The organism is Pseudazoarcus pumilus (genome assembly GCF_002872475.1).
Lineage (GTDB): Bacteria > Pseudomonadota > Gammaproteobacteria > Burkholderiales > Rhodocyclaceae > Pseudazoarcus > Pseudazoarcus pumilus.
Map to the genome: position 1 here is coordinate 717,329 of NZ_CP025682.1, position 20,244 is coordinate 737,572.

Genomic DNA, 20,244 nt, shown 5'->3' on the forward strand with positions numbered 1-20,244 from the left:
GTGATGAAACTTCGCGCAATGCTGTGCTTGCTGGTCGTCACGGCGGCCCTCGCCGGTTGCGCGGGCACCTCCGCGCCAGGCGAGGAGCAGTTCGCATCCGCCGATCGTCCGGTGCTCGAGACGCCGCCTGCCACCGAGCACGAACAGGCGGCGATGGTGCACATCGACCTGGGAACGGCCTACTTCGAGGTCGGACGCTACGACGTCGCCCTCGACGAGGCACGCATCGCGCTGGCCTATGCGCCGAATTTCGCGCCGGCCTTTCATCTGATGGGTCTGGTGTATATGTTCATCGACGACGATGTCGCCGCGCGCGAGAACTTCCTGCGCGCGCTGCGCAGCGCGCCCAACGACCCGGATTTCAACAACAGCTACGGCTGGTTCCTGTGCCTGAACGACGAGGAGACCGAAGGGATGCGGCGTCTCGCACTGGCTGCGCGCAATCCCTACTACCGCTCGCCCACACGGCCGCATACCAACGCCGGTCTGTGCCATCTGCGCCTGGAGCAGGTCGACGAGGCGGAAACCCAGTTCCGGCGCGCCGTGGCCCTGCAGCAGAACAACCCGGTGGCGCTGCTGGGGCTGGCCGAAGTGGCCTATCGCAAGGGTGAGCTGGTCTCCGCGCGCGATCAGCTCATCGCACTGCATCGCCGCAGCGAGCCCACCGCACAGTCCGTGTGGCTGGGGCTGCGCGTCGAGCGTCGCCTGGGCAATCGTGCCGCCGAGGCGAGCTACGCGGCCCAGTTGCGCGGGCGCTTCAGTGATTCTCCCGAACATCGCGCGATGACGCAGGGTGAGTACGAGTGAACGAAGAGCAAGATCCTTACTGCTTCGAAGCCGAGGCCGAAGCCGAGCCCCAGTTGCCGCCGATCGGCGATTCGCTGCGCGCAGCGCGCGAGGCGCGCGGCGAGTCGGTCGCCGATGTCGCGGCCGCACTGAAGTTCTCCTCCCGGCAGATCCTCGCGATGGAGGGCGAGCGTGTGCACGAGCTGCCCGGCCCGGCATTCGTCAAGGGCTTCTACCGCAACTACGGCCGATACCTGGGTGTCGACATCGAGCCCATGATCGCCGCACGCTGGTCCGAACCCTCGGCGCGCAGCGTGGAACTCTCTCCGGTCACCAACGCGCGCGGCACGCTGCCCGGCAGCGGCCGTCGCGGCGGCGTGGGGCGTGCCATCGCGGCGCTGGTGTCGGTGCTGGTGGTGGTGCTCGCGCTGGGATGGTATTTCGACGGCTTCAGGCTGGAAGACCGCCCGGACGACGTGGCGGGGGCCGACCTTGCCGACGCTTCCGGTGATGCGGCTGAAACGGCCCCCGAGGTCGAAATCATCGACGACGAACCATCGGTGCCGGATGCAGGCGCGGTCGACGAACCGGCCCCGGCAGCGTCGGGCATCGCGGTGCCGCAGCTTCCCGCAACGCTCGAGGCTCCGCCCGCGCCGGCGCTCTCGAGCGTCGAGGCGAACAACGGCGACGCGCCGCAAGCGCAGCCCGAGGCAGCGCAAACGACCACAACCCAGCCTCCGGCCTCGCAGCCGGCCCCCCCGCCCGAAGCTGCGTTGGTCGAGCAAGTGCCTGCGCCGGACGAGCCGGACGAGCCGGTAGAGCCGCAGCAGGCATCCGCGGCCAGGGAGCCGACGCCCGCGCCACGCACCGAGTCGCAGTCGGATGCCGCACCGTCGGCCACCCAGGTCGCGGGCAGCGGTTCGAGCCGCTTGGTATTCAGCATGAGTGCCGACGCCTGGTTGCAGGTCAAGGACGCGCAGGATCGCACGCTCTACGTCGGCACCAGCCGTGGCGGCACGACGCGCGTTGTGCAAGGCGATCCGCCGTTCTGGGTCACCGTCGGCAACGCGGATGCGGTGAGTCTCGAGTTCGACGGCGAGCCGGTCGAACTGGCGCCGCACATGCACACGGCCGGCGTGGCGCGACTGGTCCTGGAGTAGGTATGAACGCATCCCCTAACATTTCCGCAGCGGCCGTTCGCCGGCCGACGCGCCAGGTGCGCATTGGTCGCGTCACCATTGGTTCCGATGCGCCCATCGTGGTGCAGTCGATGACCAACACCGACACCGCCGATGTGCTCGGTACCGCCATGCAGGTGGCCGAGCTGGCGCGCGCCGGCTCGGAGATCGTGCGCATCACGGTCAACAACGAGGAAGCCGCGAAGGCCGTTCCGCACATCCGCGACCGCCTGCTTGCGCTGAACATGGAGGTGCCGCTGGTCGGCGACTTCCACTACAACGGCCATACGCTGCTCACCAAGTATCCGGCCTGCGCCGAGGCGCTCGCCAAGCTGCGCATCAACCCCGGCAACGTCGGCGCCGGCACCAAGCGCGACCCGCAGTTCGCGGCCATCGTCGAGATCGCCTGCAAGTACGACAAGCCGGTGCGCATCGGTGTGAACTGGGGCAGCCTCGACCAGTCCGTGCTGGCGCGCATCATGGACGCCAACGCCAGACTGGCCGAGCCGCGCGACGCCGGTGCGGTGATGCGCGAGGCGCTGATCGTCTCCGCGCTCGAGTCCGCCGCGAAGGCCGAGGAGTACGGCCTGGCGGGCGACCGCATCATCCTGTCGGCCAAGGTTTCCAGCGTGCAGGACCTGGTCGCCGTGTATCGCGATCTGGCGCGCCGCTGCGACTACCCGCTGCATCTGGGGCTGACCGAAGCCGGCATGGGCTCCAAGGGCATCGTCGCCTCGACTGCCGCGCTGGCCGTGCTGCTGCAGGAAGGTATCGGCGACACCATCCGCGTGTCGCTCACGCCCGAGCCGGGCGGCAAGCGCACCGAGGAGGTCGTCGTCGCGCAGGAGATCCTGCAGACCATGGGTCTGCGTGCGTTTACGCCCATGGTTACGGCCTGCCCGGGCTGTGGGCGCACCACCAGCACCTTCTTCCAGGAGCTGGCCTCAAGCATCCAGACCTATGTGCGCGAGCAGATGCCGGTGTGGCGTGAAGAACGTGACGGCGTCGAGAACCTCACGCTGGCGGTGATGGGCTGTGTGGTCAACGGCCCGGGCGAGAGCAAACACGCCGACATCGGCATCTCGCTGCCCGGCACCGGCGAGAGCCCGGCCGCGCCCGTGTATGTGGACGGCGAGAGGACCGTGACGCTGCGCGGCGACAACATCGCGGCCGAGTTCCGCGCCATCGTCGACGACTATGTCGAGCGCAAGTATCCGAAGAAGGCGGCCAGCGCCGTCTGACAAGAAAAAGAGAAGCGATGAACCGAAGCCTGCAGTCCGTGCGCGGGATGAACGATATCCTGCCCGATGAAGCTGAAGTCTGGGAGCACTTCGAAGACCTCGTGCGCGATTGGCTGCGCAGCTATGGCTACCGTCCGGTGCGCATGCCCCTGGTTGAACACACGCCGCTGTTCAAGCGCGCCATCGGCGAGGTGACCGATATCGTCGAGAAGGAGATGTATTCCTTCGAGGACGCGCTCAACGGCGAACACCTGACGCTGCGTCCGGAAGGGACGGCTTCGTGTGTGCGTGCCGCGATCCAGCACGGTCTGCTGCACGGCGGCGGCCAGCGTCTGTATTATCACGGTCCGATGTTCCGCCACGAACGCCCGCAGAAGGGGCGCTACCGCCAGTTCCACCAGATCGGGGTGGAGGCGCTGAACTTCACCGGGCCGGACATCGATGCCGAACTCATCCTGATGTGCGCACGTCTGTGGGACGATCTGGGTATCGAGGACGTCGAACTGCAGCTCAACTCGCTCGGCTCGGCCGAGGAGCGCGCCGAACACCGCGCCGCGCTGATCGCCTATCTGGAGCAGCACCAGGACGTGCTCGACGAAGATGCCGGGCGCCGTCTGTACACCAACCCGCTGCGCATTCTCGATACCAAGAATCCGGCGCTGCAGGAGCTGGTCGAAGCCGCGCCGAAACTGTTCGATCATCTCGGCACGGAGTCGCTCGAGCATTTCGACGGCGTGCAGCGCGTGCTGCGTGACGCCGGCATTGCCTACCGCATCAACCATCGCCTGGTGCGCGGGCTGGACTACTACAATCGCACCGTCTTCGAATGGGTGACGACGCGCCTGGGTGCGCAGGGTACGATCTGCGCGGGTGGACGCTACGACACGCTGGTCGAACTGCTCGGCGGCAAGAGCACGCCGGCCGCCGGTTTTGCGATCGGCATCGAGCGCGTGCTCGCGCTGTGGAAGGAATCCGGCGGTGCAGAGGACGCGGCGCAGCAGCCCGATGTCTACATCGTCGCGGCCGGCGATGCGGCGCAACGACTGGCATTTCGTGCGGCCGAGGCGCTGCGCGGCTTCGGTTTCGCGGTGCTGATGCACTGCGGAGGCGGCAGTTTCAAGTCGCAGATGAAGAAGGCCGATGCCAGCGGCGCCCCGCTGGCGGTAATCATCGGCGAGGACGAAGCCGCGGCCGGCGAGGTGGCACTCAAGCCGCTGCGCGGCCCCGGCGCACAGGAACGCATCGCCGTCGACGCACTCGCCGACGCGGTGGCCGAACATCTATTCAGAGAAGACGAGGACGACGATGGCGCTGTATGACCTCGAGGAACAGGAACAGATCTCCCAGATCAAGGCCTGGTGGGAACAGTACGGTAAGTACGTCACGACGCTGATCGTCGTCGCCGCGCTGGGCTCGGTCGGCTGGCAGGGCTGGAACTGGTACCAGAACAAGCAGGCGGGTGAAGCCTCGACGCTGTACTTCGCCGTGCAACAGGCCGCGGCCGACGGCGACGCGACACGTGCGCGCGAGGCCGCCGGCCAGATCATCGAGCGCTATTCGGGCACGGCCTACGCCGAGATGGGCGCGCTGCTTTCGGCCGCCGTGCAGGTTGCCGAGGGCGATGCGCGCAACGCGCGGGCGCAGCTCGAATGGGTCGTGGCGAACGCGGACAACCCGGCGGTGCGCGATCTGGCGCGCCTGCGCATTGCGGTCACGCTGTTCGACGAGGGGGATTACGACGGTGCGCTCGCGCGTCTGGCCGATGCGCCTCACGCGTCACTTGCTGCGCGCTACGGCGATCTGCGCGGTGACGTGCTCGCCGCTGCCGGCCGGCCCGAGGAGGCGCGCCGTGCCTACGAGACGGCGCTTGCGGCGTTGGCCGAGGCTCCGGGCCAGTCCGGCGCGCAACTGCGTGGCGTGGTCGAGACCAAGATCGAAGCGCTGGAGTCCTGAGCCATGCCCGTGACCACATTTGCCCGGACGATGCTCGCCGCCGCTGCGGCCGTTGCGCTCGCCGGTTGTTCGCTGTTCGGCTCCAAGCCGCCCGAGCCCGACCCCGTGCCGAGCTTCGAGCCCCGCGCCGAACTGCGTTCGCTGTGGCAGGTCGGCGTGGGCTCGTCCGCGACCTATCGCTTCCAGCCGGCCGTGGTCGCTGGCGCAGTGTACGCGGCCGGCGGTGACGGCTCGGTGGTGCGCATCGACGCCTCCGGCGGTCGCACGCAGTGGCGGCGCGATGTCGGTGACGCCCTCTCGGCCGGTGTCGGCAGCGACGGACGCACGGTGGCGGTCGTCACCGTCGCCGGAGAAGTCGTCGCGCTCGACGCGAGTAGCGGCGAGGAGCGCTGGCGTGCACCGGTGGGCGCCGAAGTGCTGGCCGCGCCGGGGGTATCCGAGCAGGTCGTGGTGGTGCGTACCTCGGGCAACCGGGTGCTGGCCTTCGAGAGCGCCGATGGTGCACGGCGCTGGACCTACGAGCGCGAGATGCCGGCGCTGACCCTGCGCAACGCCGTCGGCATGACGGTCGACGAGCGCGCGGCCATCGTCGGCTACCCGGGTGGTAAGCTGGTATCGATCAACCTCGCAAATGGCGGCCCGTTGTGGGAGATCACCGTGTCCACGCCGCGCGGGGTGACCGAGCTCGAGCGCGTGACCGATGTGGCCGGCGTGCCGGTGGTCAGTGGGAGCGAGGTCTGCGCGGTCACCTATCAGGGCCGCGCGGGCTGCTTCGACATCGTCAACGGGCGCGTCATCTGGACGGTGGAATTCTCCAGCGCAAGCGGGCTGGATCGCTCCGGTCCGCTGGTGTTCGTCAGTTCGGCGCGCGATGCCATACATGCACTCGATGCGCGCGACGGCAGCAACGTATGGACCCAGGGGCCGCTGTCGCTGCGCCGCTTGTCGCGCCCGCTGGCGGTCGGCGGCGGCGTGGTGTTCGGTGACTTCGAGGGCTATGTGCACGCACTCGATCGTGCCAACGGCGGCATCATCGCGCGCAACCGCGCCAGCGGCGGCGCGATTCAGGCCGCACCGGTCGCCCTCGGGGACGCACGCTTCGTCGTGCAGACCGTCGGGGGCGGGGTGGAAGCGTTCGAACTGGTCGGGGCGGGCCGCAGCGAGTGAAACCTACTATCGTGCTGGTCGGCCGGCCCAATGTCGGCAAATCGACGCTGTTCAACCGCTTGACGCGCACGCGCGATGCCCTGGTGGCCGACCTGCCGGGTCTGACGCGTGACCGCCACTACGGCATCGGTCGCGTCGGCGAGCGCGACTATCTGGTCGTCGACACGGCCGGTTTCGATCCGGTGGCCAAAGTCGGCATCATGCACGAGATGGCGCAGCAGGCCGAACGCGCGATCGAGGAAGCCGACGTGCTGCTCTTCCTGGTCGACGGGCGCACCGGCCTGACCCCGCACGACGAGCAGATCGCCGCCCGCCTGCGCCGCAGCGGTCGCCCGCTGTATCTGGTGGTGAACAAGGCCGAGGGCCTGCGGCGCGAGGTGGTCGCGGCGGAATTCCACGCGCTCGGGCTGGGCGCGCCGCTGGCGGTGTCCGCCACGCACGGCGACGGCGTGACGCAACTCGTCGAGGAGGCACTGGCGTCGTTCCCGCTCGATGACGAGCCGGCGGAGGAGGCTACGCGCGGCCCGCGCATCGCCATCGTGGGCCGCCCCAATGTCGGAAAATCAACCCTGATCAACGGCCTGGTCGGTGAAGAACGGGTCATCGCCTTCGACCTGCCGGGCACCACGCGCGACGCGATCGAGATTCCGTTCGAGCGCGGCGGGCGCCACTACACGCTGATCGACACGGCCGGTCTGCGCCGGCGCGGCAAGGTCTTCGAGGCGGTCGAGAAGTTCTCGGTGATCAAGACGCTGCAGGCGGTCGAGCAGGCCAATGTGTCGGTGCTGGTGCTCGACGCGGCGCAGGACATCGCCGACCAGGACGCGCACATTGCCGGCTTCATCCTCGAGGCCGGGCGTGCGCTGGTGGTCGTCGTCAACAAGTGGGACGCGGTCGACGATTACCGGCGCGAGCTCGTCAAGCGCGACATCGAGCGCAAGCTCGGCTTCCTGTCCTTCGCGCGCTTTCACTACGTTTCCGCGCTCAAGGGCAGCGGCCTGTCGGCGGTCATGAAGTCGGTCGACGCGGCCTACGCCGCGGCGATGGCCAATCTGTCCACGCCGCGTCTGACGCGCGTGCTGCAGGCGGCGGTCACCAAGCAGGCGCCGCCGCGGCACGGGGTGTTCCGCCCCAAGCTGCGCTACGCCCACCAGGGGGGCAGCAATCCGCCCATCGTGGTGATCCACGGCAGCGCGCTCGAGCACATCCCGACCTCTTACACGCGCTTTCTCGAGCGCACCTTCATCGAGGCGTTCCGACTCAAGGGCACGCCCTTGCGCATCCAGTTCAAGACCGCACACAATCCGTATGCGTCACGCGACTGAACTCGGGCCGTCCGCGGTGGTCTGGATGATGCGGCGCAACATGCTATGCTGCACGAACACATAACAAAACCAAGCTCAAGGAGCAAAAATGAGTAACAAAGGGCAGCTTCTACAAGACCCGTTCCTGAACACGCTGCGGCGCGAACACATCCCGGTGTCGATCTATCTGGTCAACGGGATCAAGCTGCAGGGTCAGGTCGACTCCTTCGATCAGTACGTCGTTCTGCTCAAGAACACCGTCACGCAGATGGTCTACAAGCACGCCATTTCCACGGTCGTTCCGGCCCGTCCGGTCAACATCCCGTCGCAGGACGGGGCCACGGAGGCCTGAGTCGGACTCCATGTTCGAACGCCCCCGCTCCGGTGAGCGTGCCGTACTCGTCCAGCTCGACCTGGACCAGGGCATGCTCGCCGACCGTATCGAAGAGCTGAGACTGCTCGTGGGCAGTGCCGGCGCGAGCGTCGAGGCCGTCGTCACGGGGCGCCGCTCGCGCCCCGATCCGGCGCTGTTCGCCGGCCGCGGCAAGGTCGACGAGATCGCCATGACGCTCAAGGCGCACGAGGGCGATCTGGTGGTGTTCAACCACGCGTTGTCGCCGGGCCAGCAGCGCAACCTCGAGCGCGAACTGCAGTGCCGCGTGATCGACCGCACGGCGCTGATCCTCGACATTTTCGCGCAACGCGCGCGCAGCCACGAAGGCAAGCTGCAGGTGGAGCTCGCGCAGCTCGATCACCTTTCCACGCGTCTGGTGCGCGGCTGGGCCCACCTGGAGCGCCAGAAGGGTGGTATCGGCCTGCGCGGCCCCGGTGAGAAACAGCTCGAGACCGACCGCCGCTTGCTCGGCGCGCGCGTCAAGGCACTCAAGACGCGGCTGGCCAAGATCGAGAAACAGCGCCGCGTGCAGCGCCGCGGACGCGATCGGCGAGAAGTATTGACGGTGTCTTTGGTGGGCTACACCAACGCCGGCAAGTCGACGCTGTTCAACGCGCTCACCAAGGCCGGCAGTTATGCCGCCGACCAGCTCTTCGCCACGCTCGACACCACCTCGCGACGGCTCTACGTCGGGCCGGTGGGCACGGTCGTGCTTTCCGACACGGTCGGATTCATCCGCGATCTGCCGCACGCACTGGTGGCGGCCTTCCACGCCACGCTCGAGGAGACGGCCAATGCCGACCTGCTGCTGCATGTCGTCGATTCGGCGAGCGAGGAGCGCGAGGCGCAGATCGACGCCGTCAACGAGGTCCTGCGCGAGATCGGCGCCGGCGATGTGCCGCAGATCATGGTGTACAACAAGATCGACCTGAGCGGCGCCCCGGCGGCGGCCAATCGGGACGAGTGTGGTACCATCAGCGGCGTTTTTCTGAGCGCTACGAGCGGCGAGGGGCTCTCCCTGCTACGCGATGCGCTTGCCGAAACGGCGCAGCGGGTCTGTGTCCGGAACGAGGTTCCGGATGCCACTGTCTGAACGCTTTTCAACCTGCTTACGGGTCTCCAATGTCACTGAATGATCCTCGCTGGGGTAACAACCAGGGGAACGATGACGATCGGCGCGACGGCGACCGCGGTCGCGGCGGCAATCAGGGTCCGCCGGATCTCGAAGACGTCTGGCGTGATTTCAACCAGAAGCTGACCGGCATGCTCGGTGGCAAGGGCGGCGGTGGCCGCTCGGGCGGCGGTGGCGGTGGGTCCAAGATGCCCAATTTCGGCTTCCGTCAGATCGGCGGCGGCATCGGTGCGCTGCTGGTGCTGCTGCTGGTGGTATGGCTGGCAAGCGGTTTCTACACCGTCGACGCCAACCAGCGAGGCGTCGTGCTGCGTTTCGGTGAGCACGTCAAGACCTCCGAGCCGGGTCTGAACTGGCGCATCCCGTATCCGATCGAGTCGCACGAGATCGTCGACGTCACCGGCGTGCGCACGGTCGAAGTGGGTTATCGCGGCACGGATCGCAACAAGGTGCTGCGCGAGGCGCTGATGCTCACGCAGGACGCCAACATCGTGAACATCCAGTTCGCCGTGCAGTACATCCTCGGCTCGCCCGAGGACTATCTGTTCAACAACCGCTTCCCGGACGACTCGGTGATCCAGACGGCGGAGACCGCGATGCGCGAGATCGTCGGCAAGAGCACCATGGACTTCGTGCTCTACGAGGGTCGCGAGGACATCGCCGCCAACGCCCAGCAACTGATGCAGACCATTCTCGACCGCTACGAGGCGGGCATCCTGATCAGCCGCGTGACGATGCAGAACGCGCAGCCGCCGGAGCAGGTGCAGGCCGCCTTCGACGACGCGGTCAAGGCCGGTCAGGACCGCGAACGCCTGCGCAACGAGGGCGAGGCCTACCGCAACGAGGTCGTGCCGCGCGCACGCGGTGACGCCGCGCGCCTGATCGAGGAGGCCCAGGGTTATCGCGAGCGCGTCATGGCCAACGCCGAAGGTGAGGCGGCGCGCTTCACCCAGGTGCTCGAGCAGTACGCCCGTGCCCCCGAGGTGACGCGCGAGCGCATGTATCTGGAGACCATCCAGCAGGTCATGTCGAACACCAGCAAGGTGATGATCGACGCCGACAGTGGCGGCAACCTGCTGTTGCTGCCGCTCGACAAGCTGATCGGGCAGACGGGTAGCGGAGCCGGCACGGAGTCCTCGCGTGCGCAATCGCAGACGTCCTCGTCGACGACCACGCCGATACGCCAGAGCCAGCCGATTCCGTTCGACCCGCGTGATCGCGACATGATGCGCAACCGCGAGCTGGGAGGCCGTTGATGAGCAACCGTATCCAAGTATTCATTGGCGCCCTCGTCGTCGCGGGGATCCTCGCCTCGATGACCCTGTTCGTCGTCGACGAACGGCAGTACGCCGTCGTCTTCCAGTTCGGTGAGGTCAAGGAGGTCGTCGAGGAGCCGGGGCTCAAGGTCAAGTACCCGCTGATCCAGAACGTGCGCTTCTTCGATCGCCGCATCCTGACCATCGATACGCCCGAACCCGAGCGCTTCATCACGGCCGAGAAGCAGAACGTGCTGGTGGACCACTTCGTCAAGTGGCGCATCATCGATCCGCGCCTGTTCTACGAATCGGTCGCCGGCGACGAGACGCGTGCGCGCACGCGTCTGCTGCAGACGGTCAATGCCGGCCTGCGTGAGGAGTTCGGTCGTCGCACCGTGCCGGAGGTCGTTTCCGGCCAGCGCGACAACATCATGGAGAACATGCGCGTGCGCGCCGACACCGACGCGCGCCAGATCGGCGTGCAGATCCTCGACGTGCGTCTCAAGCGTGTCGATCTGCCCACCGAGGTGTCCGAGTCGGTGTATCGCCGCATGGAAGCCGAGCGTACTCGGGTGGCCAACGAGCTGCGTTCCGAGGGTGGCGCGATCGCCGAGCAGATCCGCGCCGACGCCGACCGTCAGCGCGAGGTCATCATCGCCCAGGCCTACCGCGAAGCGCAGACCATCATGGGTGATGGCGACGCGCGCGCGACCGAGACCTATGCGACGGCCTTCGGCAAGGACGCCGATTTCTACTCCTTCTATCGCAGTCTCGACGCGTACCGGAACAGCTTCTCGAACAAGAGCGACCTGCTCGTCGTCGATCCGAGTTCGGACTTCTTCCGGTTCATGAAGGACATGGGCGGGTCCCAGAAGAACTGATCTCATGGGCACTTCCCTGGTGATGGCCTTCGCGCTGATGCTGATCTTCGAAGGCCTGTTACCTTTCGTCGCGCCGGCTCGCTGGCGCGAAGCTTTTTTGCGGTTGGCCCGTCTCGCCGACGGGCAGATCCGCTTCGTCGGTCTGGGTTCCATGCTGATCGGCGTACTCATCCTGCTTCTGGTCTGAAAAGAATGCGCTGGGTCCTTCCCGACTTCATCCAGGACGCGCTGCCCGACGAGGCGGCCGACATCGAGCGACTGCGCCGGCTCATGCTCGACGCCTTTCGCGTGCGCGGCTATCGCCTCGTGCAGCCGCCGCTGCTCGAGTATCTCGACTCGCTCACCACCGGCGCCGGCCAGGATCTCAAGCTGCGCACCTTCAAGCTGGTGGACCAGCTCTCCGGTCGCACCATGGGGGTGCGCGCCGACATGACGCCGCAGGTCGCGCGCATCGACGCCCACCTGCTCAATCAGGCGGGCGTGGCGCGCCTGTGCTATTGCGGCAGCGTGTTGCACGCGCTGCCCTCGTCGCTGACCGCAACGCGCGAGCCCATCCAGCTCGGTGCCGAGCTGTACGGACACGTCGGCATCGACGCCGACGCCGAGATGATCCGTCTGCTCGCCGACGTGATGGCGCTCGCCGAGGTGCCGGCCGAGCGCATCGACGTCGGTCACGTGGGTCTTTTCCGCGCGCTTGCCGCGGGCGCGGGGCTGGCGCCCGAGCGCGAGGAGGCGCTGTTCGACCTGCTGCAGTCCAAGGACGTGCCGGGGCTGGCCGAGGTGCTCGACGGCGTCGCCGAGCCGCAGCGTTCGGCGCTGCTCGCGCTGCCTCGCCTGTACGGCGGGCGGGAAGTGCTCGGGCGTGCCGCCGAGGTCTTGCCGCGGCTGCCCGAGGTGCGCGCTGCGCTGGCCGAGCTGTCACGCCTGGCCGGCATGCTGCAGGACCTGCCGCTGTCCTTCGATCTGGCGGATCTGCGCGGCTATCACTATCACAGCGGCGCGGTGTTCGCTGCCTATGCCGGCGGTTCGCCGGCTGCGTTGGCGCTGGGCGGGCGCTACGACGCCGTCGGCGAGGCCTTCGGTCGCGGCCGACCGGCCACCGGCTTCAGCCTCGACCTGCGTCGTTTTGCCTCGCGCGGGGCGCGTGCGCCTGCGCGCGGTGCGATTCTCGCGCCGATGAAGGGCGACCCGGCGCTGGCCGAGGCCGTCGCCGCGCTGCGCGCCGACGGCGAGATCGTCGTCACGGAACTGCCCGGCCACGCGGGCACATGGAAGGCCGCCGGATGCGACCGGCAGCTGATATCGGGCGGCGACGGCTGGACCGTCGCGCCGCTCTCCGAAGAAAGGTAAGCACATGGCAAAGAACGTAGTCGTCGTCGGTACCCAGTGGGGCGACGAGGGCAAGGGCAAGATCGTCGACTGGCTGACCGACCACGCCGATGGCGTGGTGCGCTTCCAGGGTGGCCACAACGCCGGTCACACGCTGGTCATCGGCGATCAGGAGTACAAGCTCAACCTCGTGCCTTCGGGCATCGTGCGCGAAGGCAAGGCCTGTTACATCGGCAACGGCGTGGTGCTCGATGCGCATCACCTGCTGTCCGAGATCCGCAAGCTCGAGGCCGGCGGGATCAAGGTGCGCGAGCGTCTGCGCATCAGTCCGGGCTGTCCGCTGATCCTGCCCTATCACGTCGCGCTCGATCAGGCGCGCGAGGCTGCACGTGCGAGTGCCGACAAGATCGGCACCACCGGCAAGGGTATCGGCCCGGCCTACGAGGACAAGGTGGCGCGTCGCGCGCTGCGCGTCTATGACCTGTTCGACCGCGAACGCTTCGCCGCCAAGCTGCGCGAGAACATCGATCATCACAACTTCGTGCTGACACAGATGCTCGGTGCGCCCGCGCTGGATTTCGACGAGGTCTTCGCGCAGTCCATGGCGGACGCCGACGAGATCCGGCCGATGGTGGCCGACGTCTCGGCCGAGCTGTATGCGGTGAACAAGCGCGGCGGCAATCTGCTGTTCGAGGGAGCGCAGGGGGCCTTGCTGGACATCGACCACGGTACCTACCCGTTCGTGACTTCCAGCAACTGCGTGGCCGGCCAGGCTGCTGCGGGTGCTGGCGTCGGGCCGGGGCGACTGCACTACGTGCTGGGCATCACCAAGGCCTATTGCACGCGCGTGGGCGCAGGGCCCTTCCCGACCGAGGTCGATATCGAGACGGCCGGTTCGCCGGGCGAACAGATGTCGAGCAAGGGGCGCGAGTTCGGTACCGTCACCGGGCGCAAGCGGCGCTGCGGCTGGCTCGATCTGGCCGCGCTCAAGCGCTCGATCATCATCAACGGTGTGACCGGGCTGTGCATCACCAAGCTCGACGTGCTCGACGGTCTGTCCGAACTGCAGATCTGCACCGGCTACATGCTCGACGGCGAGAAGATCGACCTGCTGCCGATGGGCGCCGAGGAAGTGCGTCGTTGCGAACCGGTGTTCGAGACCATGCCGGGCTGGAGTGGCACCACCTTCGGTGCGCAAAGCTGGGAGGCGCTGCCGTTCGAAGCGCGTGCCTACCTGCATCGCATCGAGGAGATCTGCGAGGTTCCGATCGACGTGATTTCGACCGGACCGGAGCGGGATGAGACCATCCTGCGTCGTCATCCGTTCGGCGCCTGAACCCGCGAAAATGCACAAAGCCGGTCGAATGACCGGCTTTGCGCTTGCCGGCAGTGCAAACGCCGGCGACAGGCAAACAAAAAGCCGACACGTCGGTCGGCTTTTCATCGAAACTGGTGCCCAGAAGAGGACTCGAACCTCCACGCCTTGCGGCACTGGTACCTGAAACCAGCGCGTCTACCAATTCCGCCATCTGGGCAAGAGCCGCGCATTATAAGCACAAGAACGAATTTGTCAATGAACAGAAAAAGCAAAAACGAAACTTCGAACGAACTCAGCGCAGTACGCCGCGCCGACCCCTTCTTCGAACGCGAACGCGAGCAATACGATCATCCGCTGCCCAGCCGCGAGTACGTCGAGCAGATTCTCGCCGAACGCGGCGTGCCGATGCGCTTCGAGGAGCTGTGCGAGGCGCTGGACGTGGGCGAGGAGGAGTTCGACCTGTTCGAGCGCCGCGTGCGCGCGATGGAACGCGACGGCCAGGTGCTGCGCAACCGGCGTGGCACCTTCATCCTTCCGGACAAGGCCGATCTGGTGCGTGGTCGCGTGCAGGGCCACGCCGACGGCTTCGGCTTCCTGGTGCGTGAGGACAAGCAGCCGGATCTGTTCCTCGGTCCCAAGGAAATGCGCGAGGTGCTGCACGGGGATCGCGTCATTGCGCGCATCACCGGCACCGATCGCCGCGGCCGCCCGGAAGGCAAGATCGTCGAGATCCTCGAGCGCGGCAACATGCGCGTGGTCGGGCGCGTGCTCGACGAGCACGGCGTGCTGCTGGTGGTGCCCGAGGATCGCCGCATCGCGCAGGACATCCTGGTCGCGCCGGGGGGCAAGCGGCCCCGCGCCGGGCAGGTGGTCACGGTCGAACTGATCGAACAACCTACCAAGGTCTCGCAGCCCATCGGGCGTGTGGTCGAGGTCATCGGCAACTATGCCGATCCCGGCATGGAGATCGAGATCGCGCTGCGCAAGCACGCGCTGCCCTTCGTGTTCTCGCCCGAGGCGCGTGCCCAGGCGCGCAAGCTGCCCGAGGCCGTGCGTCGCAAGGATCGCAAGGGACGCGTGGACATCACCGAACTGCCGTTGGTGACCATCGACGACGAGACCGCCAAGGACTTCGATGACGCCGTCTACTGCGAGCGTTCCGGGCGCGGCTACCGGCTGATCGTCGCGATCGCCGACGTGTCGCATTACGTCGAACCGGGTACGCCGCTCGACGTTGAAGCCTTCGAGCGCGGCAACTCGGTGTATTTCCCGCGACGCGTCATCCCGATGCTGCCCGAGAAGCTGTCCAACGGCCTGTGCTCGCTGGTGCCGGGCATCGATCGGCTGGCGATGGTGTGCGACATGAATCTCGACGCGCGCGGCGAGATCGTCGACTACAGCTTCTACGAAGGCGTGATCTTCTCCCACGCACGGCTGACCTACAACAAGGTCGCCGCTGCGCTCTACGACGAGGATCCGGACATGCGGCGCGAGCTCGCGCCGCTGCTGCCGCATCTGGAGAACCTCGACAAGTTGTTTCGCGTGCTGCTCAAGGCACGCGCCAAGCGCGGCGCGATCGACTTCGAGACGACCGAGACGCGAATGATCTTCGACGACAACGGCAAGATCGAACGCATCGTGCCGCAGGTGCGCAACGACGCCCACCGCCTGATCGAGGAATGCATGCTGGCGGCCAACGTTTGCGCGTCCGATTTCCTGCAGTCGCGCGAGCAGCCGGCGCTCTACCGCATCCACGAAGGCCCCGCGCCCGATCGCCTGGAGCGCCTGCGCGGTTTCCTGCGCGAGTTCGGCCTGACCCTGGGCGGCGGCGACGATCCGCACGCCAAGGACTACGGCACGCTCCTCGCCGCGGTGCGTGAGCGCCCGGACGCGGCACTGCTTCAGACCGTGATGCTGCGCTCGCTCAAGCAGGCCATGTACAGCCCGGACAACGTCGGCCACTTCGGTCTGGCCTACGAGGCCTACACCCACTTCACTTCGCCCATCCGGCGCTATCCGGACCTGCTCGTACACCGTGCGATCAAGGCCGCGCTCGCGGGTACGCACTACAGCCCGGGTGACTGGGAGCAGGTCGGCCTGCACTGCTCGGGTACCGAACGGCGAGCGGACGAGGCCACGCGCGACGTCGTCGCCTGGCTCAAGTGCTGGTTCATGCAGGATCGCGTCGGCGAGGAGTTCGTCGGCAGCGTCTCGTCGGTCGTGCCCTTTGGCCTGTTCGTCGCCCTCGACGACATTTTCATCGAGGGTCTGGTGCACATCTCCGATCTGGGCTCGGACTATTTCCACTACGACGAGACCCGCCACGAACTGGCCGGCGAGCGCACCGGTACGCGCTACCGTCTGTCGGACCGCGTGCACGTGCAGGTGGTGCGCGTCGATCTTGAGACCGCCAAGATCGACTTCCGCCTGATCGAGGGCGAGGCCCGCCCGACCGAGCGCAGCGGCAAGACCGCACGTGATCGCGAGGCGGCGGCCCCGAAGACGGACGCCGTGAGCGTGCCGCGCAAGGGGCGCGGCCGCTCGTCGAGCGCATCGTCCAAGGGGAAGAAGGCCAAGGCCGAGGCAGCGAAGCCGGCAGCGATCCCGTCCGGTGACAAACCTGCAGCGAAGAAGCGCAACCGCCGCGGCGGCTCGCGTGGCGGCAGAAAGGCGGCGAACAATGGCTGATTCTGGAAAGTCCGGCGGCCGTGAAAGCCGCCTCATCTACGGCTTTCATGCCGTACTCGGCAAGCTGCGCCGCGACGCCGGCGGCATCTTCGAACTCTACGTGGCCGACAGCCGCAGCGACATTCGTATGCGCGAGGTCGCCAAGATCGCCGAGGCCGAGGGCGTGCGCATCATCGCCGCAGACAACGAGCGCTTGGAGCGCATGGTCGGCACGCGCCGTCACCAGGGCGTGATCGCCCGTATCGACGCGCGCAGCCGCGAACTGAAACTGGCGGACGTGCTCGAGACCATCGAGGGCGACGCGCTGCTGCTCGTACTCGATGGCGTGCAGGATCCCCACAATCTGGGTGCGTGCCTGCGGGTCGCCGATGCGGCCGGCGCACATGCGGTCATCGCTCCGAAGGACCGCGCCGTGGGGCTGAACGCCACCGCCGTCAAGGTCGCCAGTGGTGCGGCCGACAGCGTGCCCTACGTCACCGTCACCAACCTCGCGCGCGCCTTGCGCGAGATGCAGGAGGCTGGAGTGCACGTGGTGGGCACCGCCGACGAAGCCGAGCGCTCGGTGTTCGAAGCCACCCTGACCGGGCCGCTGGCGCTGGTGCTGGGTTCGGAGGGGGACGGCATGCGGCGCCTGACGCGCGAGACCTGCGACGAGCTGGTGCGCATCCCGATGCACGGCAGCGTCGAGAGTGTCAACGTCTCGGTGGCCAGCGGCATCTGTCTGTTCGAGGCCGTGCGCCAGCGCGGCCACTGATCGTGGCCGGGCGGAGCCCGGCACGTTCCTTGCTGGATTGTCGACATTCCCATCGACATGACCCACGCGTTCGCTCCGGGGGCGAACGCATGGCAGGCAAGGAGGCATCATGCCCTCGGCACTCAAGTTCCTCATCGCAGCCCGACGCTGCGAGATTCACGGCCTGGAACAGCTCGCGCTGACCTGCGAACTGGTCAGCGGCATCGGGCAACTCATCCACATGCTGCAGCGCGAACGCGGCGTATCCAACGTCTATTCCGCTTCGCGTGGCGCGCGCTTCATCGACCAGCTCGACAGCCGCATCGCCGACAGCGATGCGGTCGAGGCCGAGGTGCGTGCCGGTTTTGACCGGCTCGACACCGAATCGGGGCTGTTGCCCGGTGGCGCGCGCCTGTTCTCGCGCATCGCCGCCGTGGTGCATGGGCTCGACGCGCTGCCTGCACTGCGCGACCAGGTACGCGCGCTCGAACTCTCCCCCGAGCAGATCCTCGAGGCCCATACGCGTCTGATCGGTGGTCTGCTCGCGGTGGTGTTCGAGGCCGCCGACAGTGCCGGTGATCCGGACGTTTCACGTGCGCTCGTTGCGCTTTTCAACTTCATGCAGGGCAAGGAGCTGGCCGGGCAGGAACGCGCCACGGTGGCGGCCGGCTTTGCGCTGGGTCATTTCGATGCCGCGCGTCAGCATCGTCTCGTGCATCTGATCGACGCCCAGCAGCGCTGCTTCGACATCTTCGCCGAGTTCGCCGATCCGGCTTCCGCAGCAGCCTGGCGGGACTCGCTGCCATCGGCCGACGCGGCCGATCTGGAAAGGTTGCGTCGCATGGCCGTGTCGGTGCAGGCCGGTTCGACGGCGCTGCCCGACGGCAGCGAGGCATGGTTCGAACTGGCCACGCGTCGCATCGATGCGATGAAGCTGCTCGAGGACAGGCTCGCGGTCGAGCTGCTGCATCTGGCCGAACGCAAGACGCTCGAAGCCCAGAGCGCGCTTGAAGACCATGCTGCGCTGCTCGCGGCCTTCGCCAGCGGGGAGGCCGCGCACGCCGCGCCGGTGGCCGTCTTCTTCGACACCGCGAAGCCGACTGGCGAGGAGGTGAGCCTTGGCGACGCGCTCAATGCGCAGCTCGGCCGCTCCATTCTGGACCTGGTGCGTGCCCAGTCGCGCCGCCTGCAGGACATGGGCGACGAACTTGCGCGCGCGCGCGGTGCGCTGGCCGAACGCAAGATCATCGAGCGTGCCAAGGGCGTGCTGATGAAGCACCGGGATCTGTCCGAGGATCAGGCCTACCGCATGCTGCGCCAGACCGCGATGGACCGTGGCAAGCGTCTGGTCGAGGTGGCCGAGGCGGTGCTCGGCTTCTCGGATTTTCTCGGCGACGAGAGTGGCACACGCCGCCGCTGATCGTGCCCATGCGCACGGCTGCGGTGCGCCGGGCCTGCCGGACGCACCCATCGCGTGCGTCCTGCCTCGCCATTCGCTTTCCAATGGCCCGGATTCACGCCATTTCGCGCTTGTTCGGACTCTGGCACGCATGATGCATGGGGGCTGTGAGTGGATCGCTCGATCCGGATCACGGAGCCCCAATGCCCCGACTCAAACCCGTTCAACGCATTCACGCCATTTGCGCGCTGATCGTGCCGATCGTGCTGGTGCTGATGTTCGCGCCCGCGTCCGAGCCGGCCGTGCCGCGTGAGCTTGCGCCCGCGTGCGAGAGGCTCGCGCACCAGGCGCACGGGCGGTGTCGCGAGGAACAGGTGGCCGTCGGCGCCGACTGAATCCCCGGCGCGCTCATCCGACGTGCCGACGAGTCCTTCCGCCAACCCTTGCAGGCTCGCGGCGCTGTCTCCGAGTGCGCACCGTGGCGCAACGCACTGGTCCGTGCGTCTGTCAGCGACTCACGCGGCGCGCCCGCCTTCTTGAATGGCTGGCACGCCTCGTGCTTTGAGATTCTCGAGCGCGGACCATCGACGGTCCGGCTCCCTTGACGGACAACGGCGTCCATCGACCCTCTCGCATCTTTCGATTGCGCGGGGTTCGGTGAGGCGCCGTTTTCCGTTGCTGGAGCATCGAACGAGGCCCGCTGCTTGCGGGCGAGACGGAGAGACGCATGAACAAGGTATTCCTGATCGGTGCCGGTCCCGGCGCAGCCGACCTGCTGACGCTGCGCGCGGCGCGCATCCTGAGTGATCAGGCCGACGTGGTGCTGACCGACGAACTGGTCAGCGACGAGGTGCTGGCGCTGCTGCGGCCTCGCGCACGCGTGCTGCGCGTGGGCAAGCGCGGCGGACGTGCTTCCACGCCGCAGGACTTCATCCACCGGCTGATGGTGCGCTACGCGCGTCGTGGTCAGGTTGTCGTACGACTCAAGGGCGGTGACCCGTTCGTGTTCGGGCGCGGCGGCGAGGAGATCGAGGCGCTGGCCGCGGCCGGCATCGATGCCGAGATCGTGCCGGGCCTGACCGCCGGTATCAGCGTGCCGGCGAGTATCGGTATTCCGGTTACGCATCGCGCCCACACGCACGGCGTGACGCTGGTGACCGGCACCTGCGGCGATGGCTCGGGGCCGGACTGGAATGCGCTCGCGCGCACCGGCACGACATTGGTGATCTACATGGGCCTGGCACGCGTGCTGAGCATCGTCGCGCGCCTGATCGCCGGCGGTCTGCCACCGGACACACCCGCTGCGGCCATCGCCTCGGGCACGCTGCCGACGCAGCGTCATGTGGTGGGCACTCTGCGCGATCTGCCCGAGCGCATCGCCGCCGAGGGGCTGACTTCACCGGCCATTCTGGTCGTTGGCGAGGTCGCCGCGCTGGCGCGCAGCGAGGCCTGCATGGGCGCGTATGTGGCGGCCTGAGGAGGTGA

Annotated in this window: 19 protein-coding genes and 1 tRNA gene; 19 read left to right on the forward strand and 1 reads right to left on the reverse strand. The window is 67.5% G+C overall.

Annotated features, from left to right (window positions below; translation table 11 throughout):
- The first annotated feature begins 3 nt into the window (after positions 1–3).
- The 14 genes from pilW to C0099_RS03545 all read left to right on the forward strand — a co-directional run bounded on the left by pilW (position 4) and on the right by C0099_RS03545 (position 13,957).
- A complete protein-coding gene (pilW, locus tag C0099_RS03480; RefSeq protein WP_102246155.1) occupies positions 4–807 on the forward strand; it encodes a type IV pilus biogenesis/stability protein PilW in 804 nt (267 codons plus the stop codon).
- Positions 804–1,946, forward strand: coding sequence for a RodZ domain-containing protein (locus C0099_RS03485; protein WP_102246156.1), 1,143 nt, complete (start codon positions 804–806; stop codon positions 1,944–1,946). The genes pilW and C0099_RS03485 overlap by 4 nt, the downstream gene beginning before the upstream one ends.
- A 2-nt stretch (positions 1,947–1,948) precedes the next feature.
- Positions 1,949–3,205, forward strand: a complete 1,257-nt coding sequence (ispG, locus tag C0099_RS03490; protein ID WP_102246157.1) for a flavodoxin-dependent (E)-4-hydroxy-3-methylbut-2-enyl-diphosphate synthase — start codon at positions 1,949–1,951, stop codon at positions 3,203–3,205.
- A gap of 17 nt (positions 3,206–3,222) precedes the next feature.
- Positions 3,223–4,524, forward strand: coding sequence for a histidine--tRNA ligase (gene hisS, locus C0099_RS03495; protein ID WP_102246158.1), 1,302 nt, complete (start codon positions 3,223–3,225; stop codon positions 4,522–4,524).
- Positions 4,511–5,158, forward strand: a complete 648-nt coding sequence (locus tag C0099_RS03500; RefSeq protein WP_102246159.1) for a YfgM family protein — start codon at positions 4,511–4,513, stop codon at positions 5,156–5,158. The genes hisS and C0099_RS03500 overlap by 14 nt, the downstream gene beginning before the upstream one ends.
- Before the next feature lie 3 nt (positions 5,159–5,161).
- Positions 5,162–6,325 carry an outer membrane protein assembly factor BamB gene (gene bamB, locus C0099_RS03505; RefSeq protein ID WP_228151641.1) on the forward strand — a complete coding sequence of 388 codons (1,164 nt, stop codon included), beginning with the start codon at positions 5,162–5,164 and terminating at the stop codon, positions 6,323–6,325.
- Positions 6,322–7,650, forward strand: a complete 1,329-nt coding sequence (gene der, locus C0099_RS03510; RefSeq protein WP_102246161.1) for a ribosome biogenesis GTPase Der — start codon at positions 6,322–6,324, stop codon at positions 7,648–7,650. Before bamB ends, der begins: the two co-directional genes overlap by 4 nt.
- Before the next feature lie 88 nt (positions 7,651–7,738).
- Positions 7,739–7,981 carry an RNA chaperone Hfq gene (gene hfq, locus C0099_RS03515; protein ID WP_102246162.1) on the forward strand — a complete coding sequence of 81 codons (243 nt, stop codon included), beginning with the start codon at positions 7,739–7,741 and terminating at the stop codon, positions 7,979–7,981.
- 10 nt (positions 7,982–7,991) lie between these two features.
- The gene (hflX, locus tag C0099_RS03520; RefSeq protein ID WP_102246163.1) at positions 7,992–9,116 is read left to right on the forward strand and encodes a GTPase HflX; all 1,125 of its coding nucleotides are present in this window, start codon (positions 7,992–7,994) and stop codon (positions 9,114–9,116) included.
- A gap of 29 nt (positions 9,117–9,145) precedes the next feature.
- A complete protein-coding gene (hflK, locus tag C0099_RS03525; protein WP_102246164.1) occupies positions 9,146–10,411 on the forward strand; it encodes an FtsH protease activity modulator HflK in 1,266 nt (421 codons plus the stop codon).
- Positions 10,411–11,292, forward strand: coding sequence for a protease modulator HflC (gene hflC / locus C0099_RS03530; protein ID WP_102246165.1), 882 nt, complete (start codon positions 10,411–10,413; stop codon positions 11,290–11,292). Before hflK ends, hflC begins: the two co-directional genes overlap by 1 nt.
- Before the next feature lie 4 nt (positions 11,293–11,296).
- Complete coding sequence (locus C0099_RS03535) at positions 11,297–11,479, forward strand: DUF2065 domain-containing protein (RefSeq protein ID WP_102246166.1); 183 nt, start codon at positions 11,297–11,299, stop codon at positions 11,477–11,479.
- A 5-nt stretch (positions 11,480–11,484) separates the two neighbouring features.
- Positions 11,485–12,642: an ATP phosphoribosyltransferase regulatory subunit gene (locus C0099_RS03540; RefSeq protein ID WP_102246167.1), complete on the forward strand. Its 1,158-nt coding sequence runs from the start codon at positions 11,485–11,487 to the stop codon at positions 12,640–12,642.
- A gap of 4 nt (positions 12,643–12,646) precedes the next feature.
- Complete coding sequence (locus tag C0099_RS03545; protein ID WP_102246168.1) at positions 12,647–13,957, forward strand: adenylosuccinate synthase; 1,311 nt, start codon at positions 12,647–12,649, stop codon at positions 13,955–13,957.
- A gap of 114 nt (positions 13,958–14,071) precedes the next feature.
- Here the strand turns inward: C0099_RS03545 and C0099_RS03550 are convergent.
- Positions 14,072–14,156 (reverse strand) — tRNA-Leu (locus tag C0099_RS03550).
- Between the two features lie 38 nt (positions 14,157–14,194).
- Here C0099_RS03550 and rnr point away from each other — a divergent pair.
- The 5 genes from rnr to cobA all read left to right on the forward strand — a co-directional run bounded on the left by rnr (position 14,195) and on the right by cobA (position 20,236).
- Complete coding sequence (gene rnr / locus C0099_RS03555) at positions 14,195–16,627, forward strand: ribonuclease R (RefSeq protein ID WP_102246169.1); 2,433 nt, start codon at positions 14,195–14,197, stop codon at positions 16,625–16,627.
- A complete protein-coding gene (rlmB, locus tag C0099_RS03560) occupies positions 16,620–17,381 on the forward strand; it encodes a 23S rRNA (guanosine(2251)-2'-O)-methyltransferase RlmB (RefSeq protein ID WP_102246170.1) in 762 nt (253 codons plus the stop codon). The genes rnr and rlmB overlap by 8 nt, the downstream gene beginning before the upstream one ends.
- 109 nt (positions 17,382–17,490) lie before the next feature.
- Complete coding sequence (locus tag C0099_RS03565; protein ID WP_102246171.1) at positions 17,491–18,780, forward strand: nitrate regulatory protein; 1,290 nt, start codon at positions 17,491–17,493, stop codon at positions 18,778–18,780.
- 182 nt (positions 18,781–18,962) lie between these two features.
- Positions 18,963–19,154, forward strand: coding sequence for a hypothetical protein (locus tag C0099_RS03570; RefSeq protein ID WP_102246172.1), 192 nt, complete (start codon positions 18,963–18,965; stop codon positions 19,152–19,154).
- Between the two features lie 332 nt (positions 19,155–19,486).
- Complete coding sequence (cobA, locus tag C0099_RS03575; protein ID WP_102246173.1) at positions 19,487–20,236, forward strand: uroporphyrinogen-III C-methyltransferase; 750 nt, start codon at positions 19,487–19,489, stop codon at positions 20,234–20,236.
- Positions 20,237–20,244 lie beyond the last annotated feature (8 nt).

Bases quoted from the DNA above. Each gene is read 5' to 3' on its own strand.
- rnr (WP_102246169.1), top strand. From the start codon at position 14,195: ATGAACAGAAAAAGCAAAAACGAAACTTCGAACGAACTCAGCGCAGTA.
- C0099_RS03500 (WP_102246159.1), top strand. From the start codon at position 4,511: ATGGCGCTGTATGACCTCGAGGAACAGGAACAGATCTCCCAGATCAAG.
- C0099_RS03540 (WP_102246167.1), top strand. From the start codon at position 11,485: ATGCGCTGGGTCCTTCCCGACTTCATCCAGGACGCGCTGCCCGACGAG.
- bamB (WP_228151641.1), top strand. From the start codon at position 5,162: ATGCCCGTGACCACATTTGCCCGGACGATGCTCGCCGCCGCTGCGGCC.
- hflC (WP_102246165.1), top strand. From the start codon at position 10,411: ATGAGCAACCGTATCCAAGTATTCATTGGCGCCCTCGTCGTCGCGGGG.
- C0099_RS03565 (WP_102246171.1), top strand. From the start codon at position 17,491: ATGCCCTCGGCACTCAAGTTCCTCATCGCAGCCCGACGCTGCGAGATT.
- hflX (WP_102246163.1), top strand. From the start codon at position 7,992: ATGTTCGAACGCCCCCGCTCCGGTGAGCGTGCCGTACTCGTCCAGCTC.
- C0099_RS03535 (WP_102246166.1), top strand. From the start codon at position 11,297: ATGGGCACTTCCCTGGTGATGGCCTTCGCGCTGATGCTGATCTTCGAA.
- hflK (WP_102246164.1), top strand. From the start codon at position 9,146: ATGTCACTGAATGATCCTCGCTGGGGTAACAACCAGGGGAACGATGAC.
- C0099_RS03545 (WP_102246168.1), top strand. From the start codon at position 12,647: ATGGCAAAGAACGTAGTCGTCGTCGGTACCCAGTGGGGCGACGAGGGC.
- pilW (WP_102246155.1), top strand. From the start codon at position 4: ATGAAACTTCGCGCAATGCTGTGCTTGCTGGTCGTCACGGCGGCCCTC.
- cobA (WP_102246173.1), top strand. From the start codon at position 19,487: ATGAACAAGGTATTCCTGATCGGTGCCGGTCCCGGCGCAGCCGACCTG.
- hfq (WP_102246162.1), top strand. From the start codon at position 7,739: ATGAGTAACAAAGGGCAGCTTCTACAAGACCCGTTCCTGAACACGCTG.
- rlmB (WP_102246170.1), top strand. From the start codon at position 16,620: ATGGCTGATTCTGGAAAGTCCGGCGGCCGTGAAAGCCGCCTCATCTAC.
- ispG (WP_102246157.1), top strand. From the start codon at position 1,949: ATGAACGCATCCCCTAACATTTCCGCAGCGGCCGTTCGCCGGCCGACG.
- C0099_RS03570 (WP_102246172.1), top strand. From the start codon at position 18,963: ATGCCCCGACTCAAACCCGTTCAACGCATTCACGCCATTTGCGCGCTG.
- hisS (WP_102246158.1), top strand. From the start codon at position 3,223: ATGAACCGAAGCCTGCAGTCCGTGCGCGGGATGAACGATATCCTGCCC.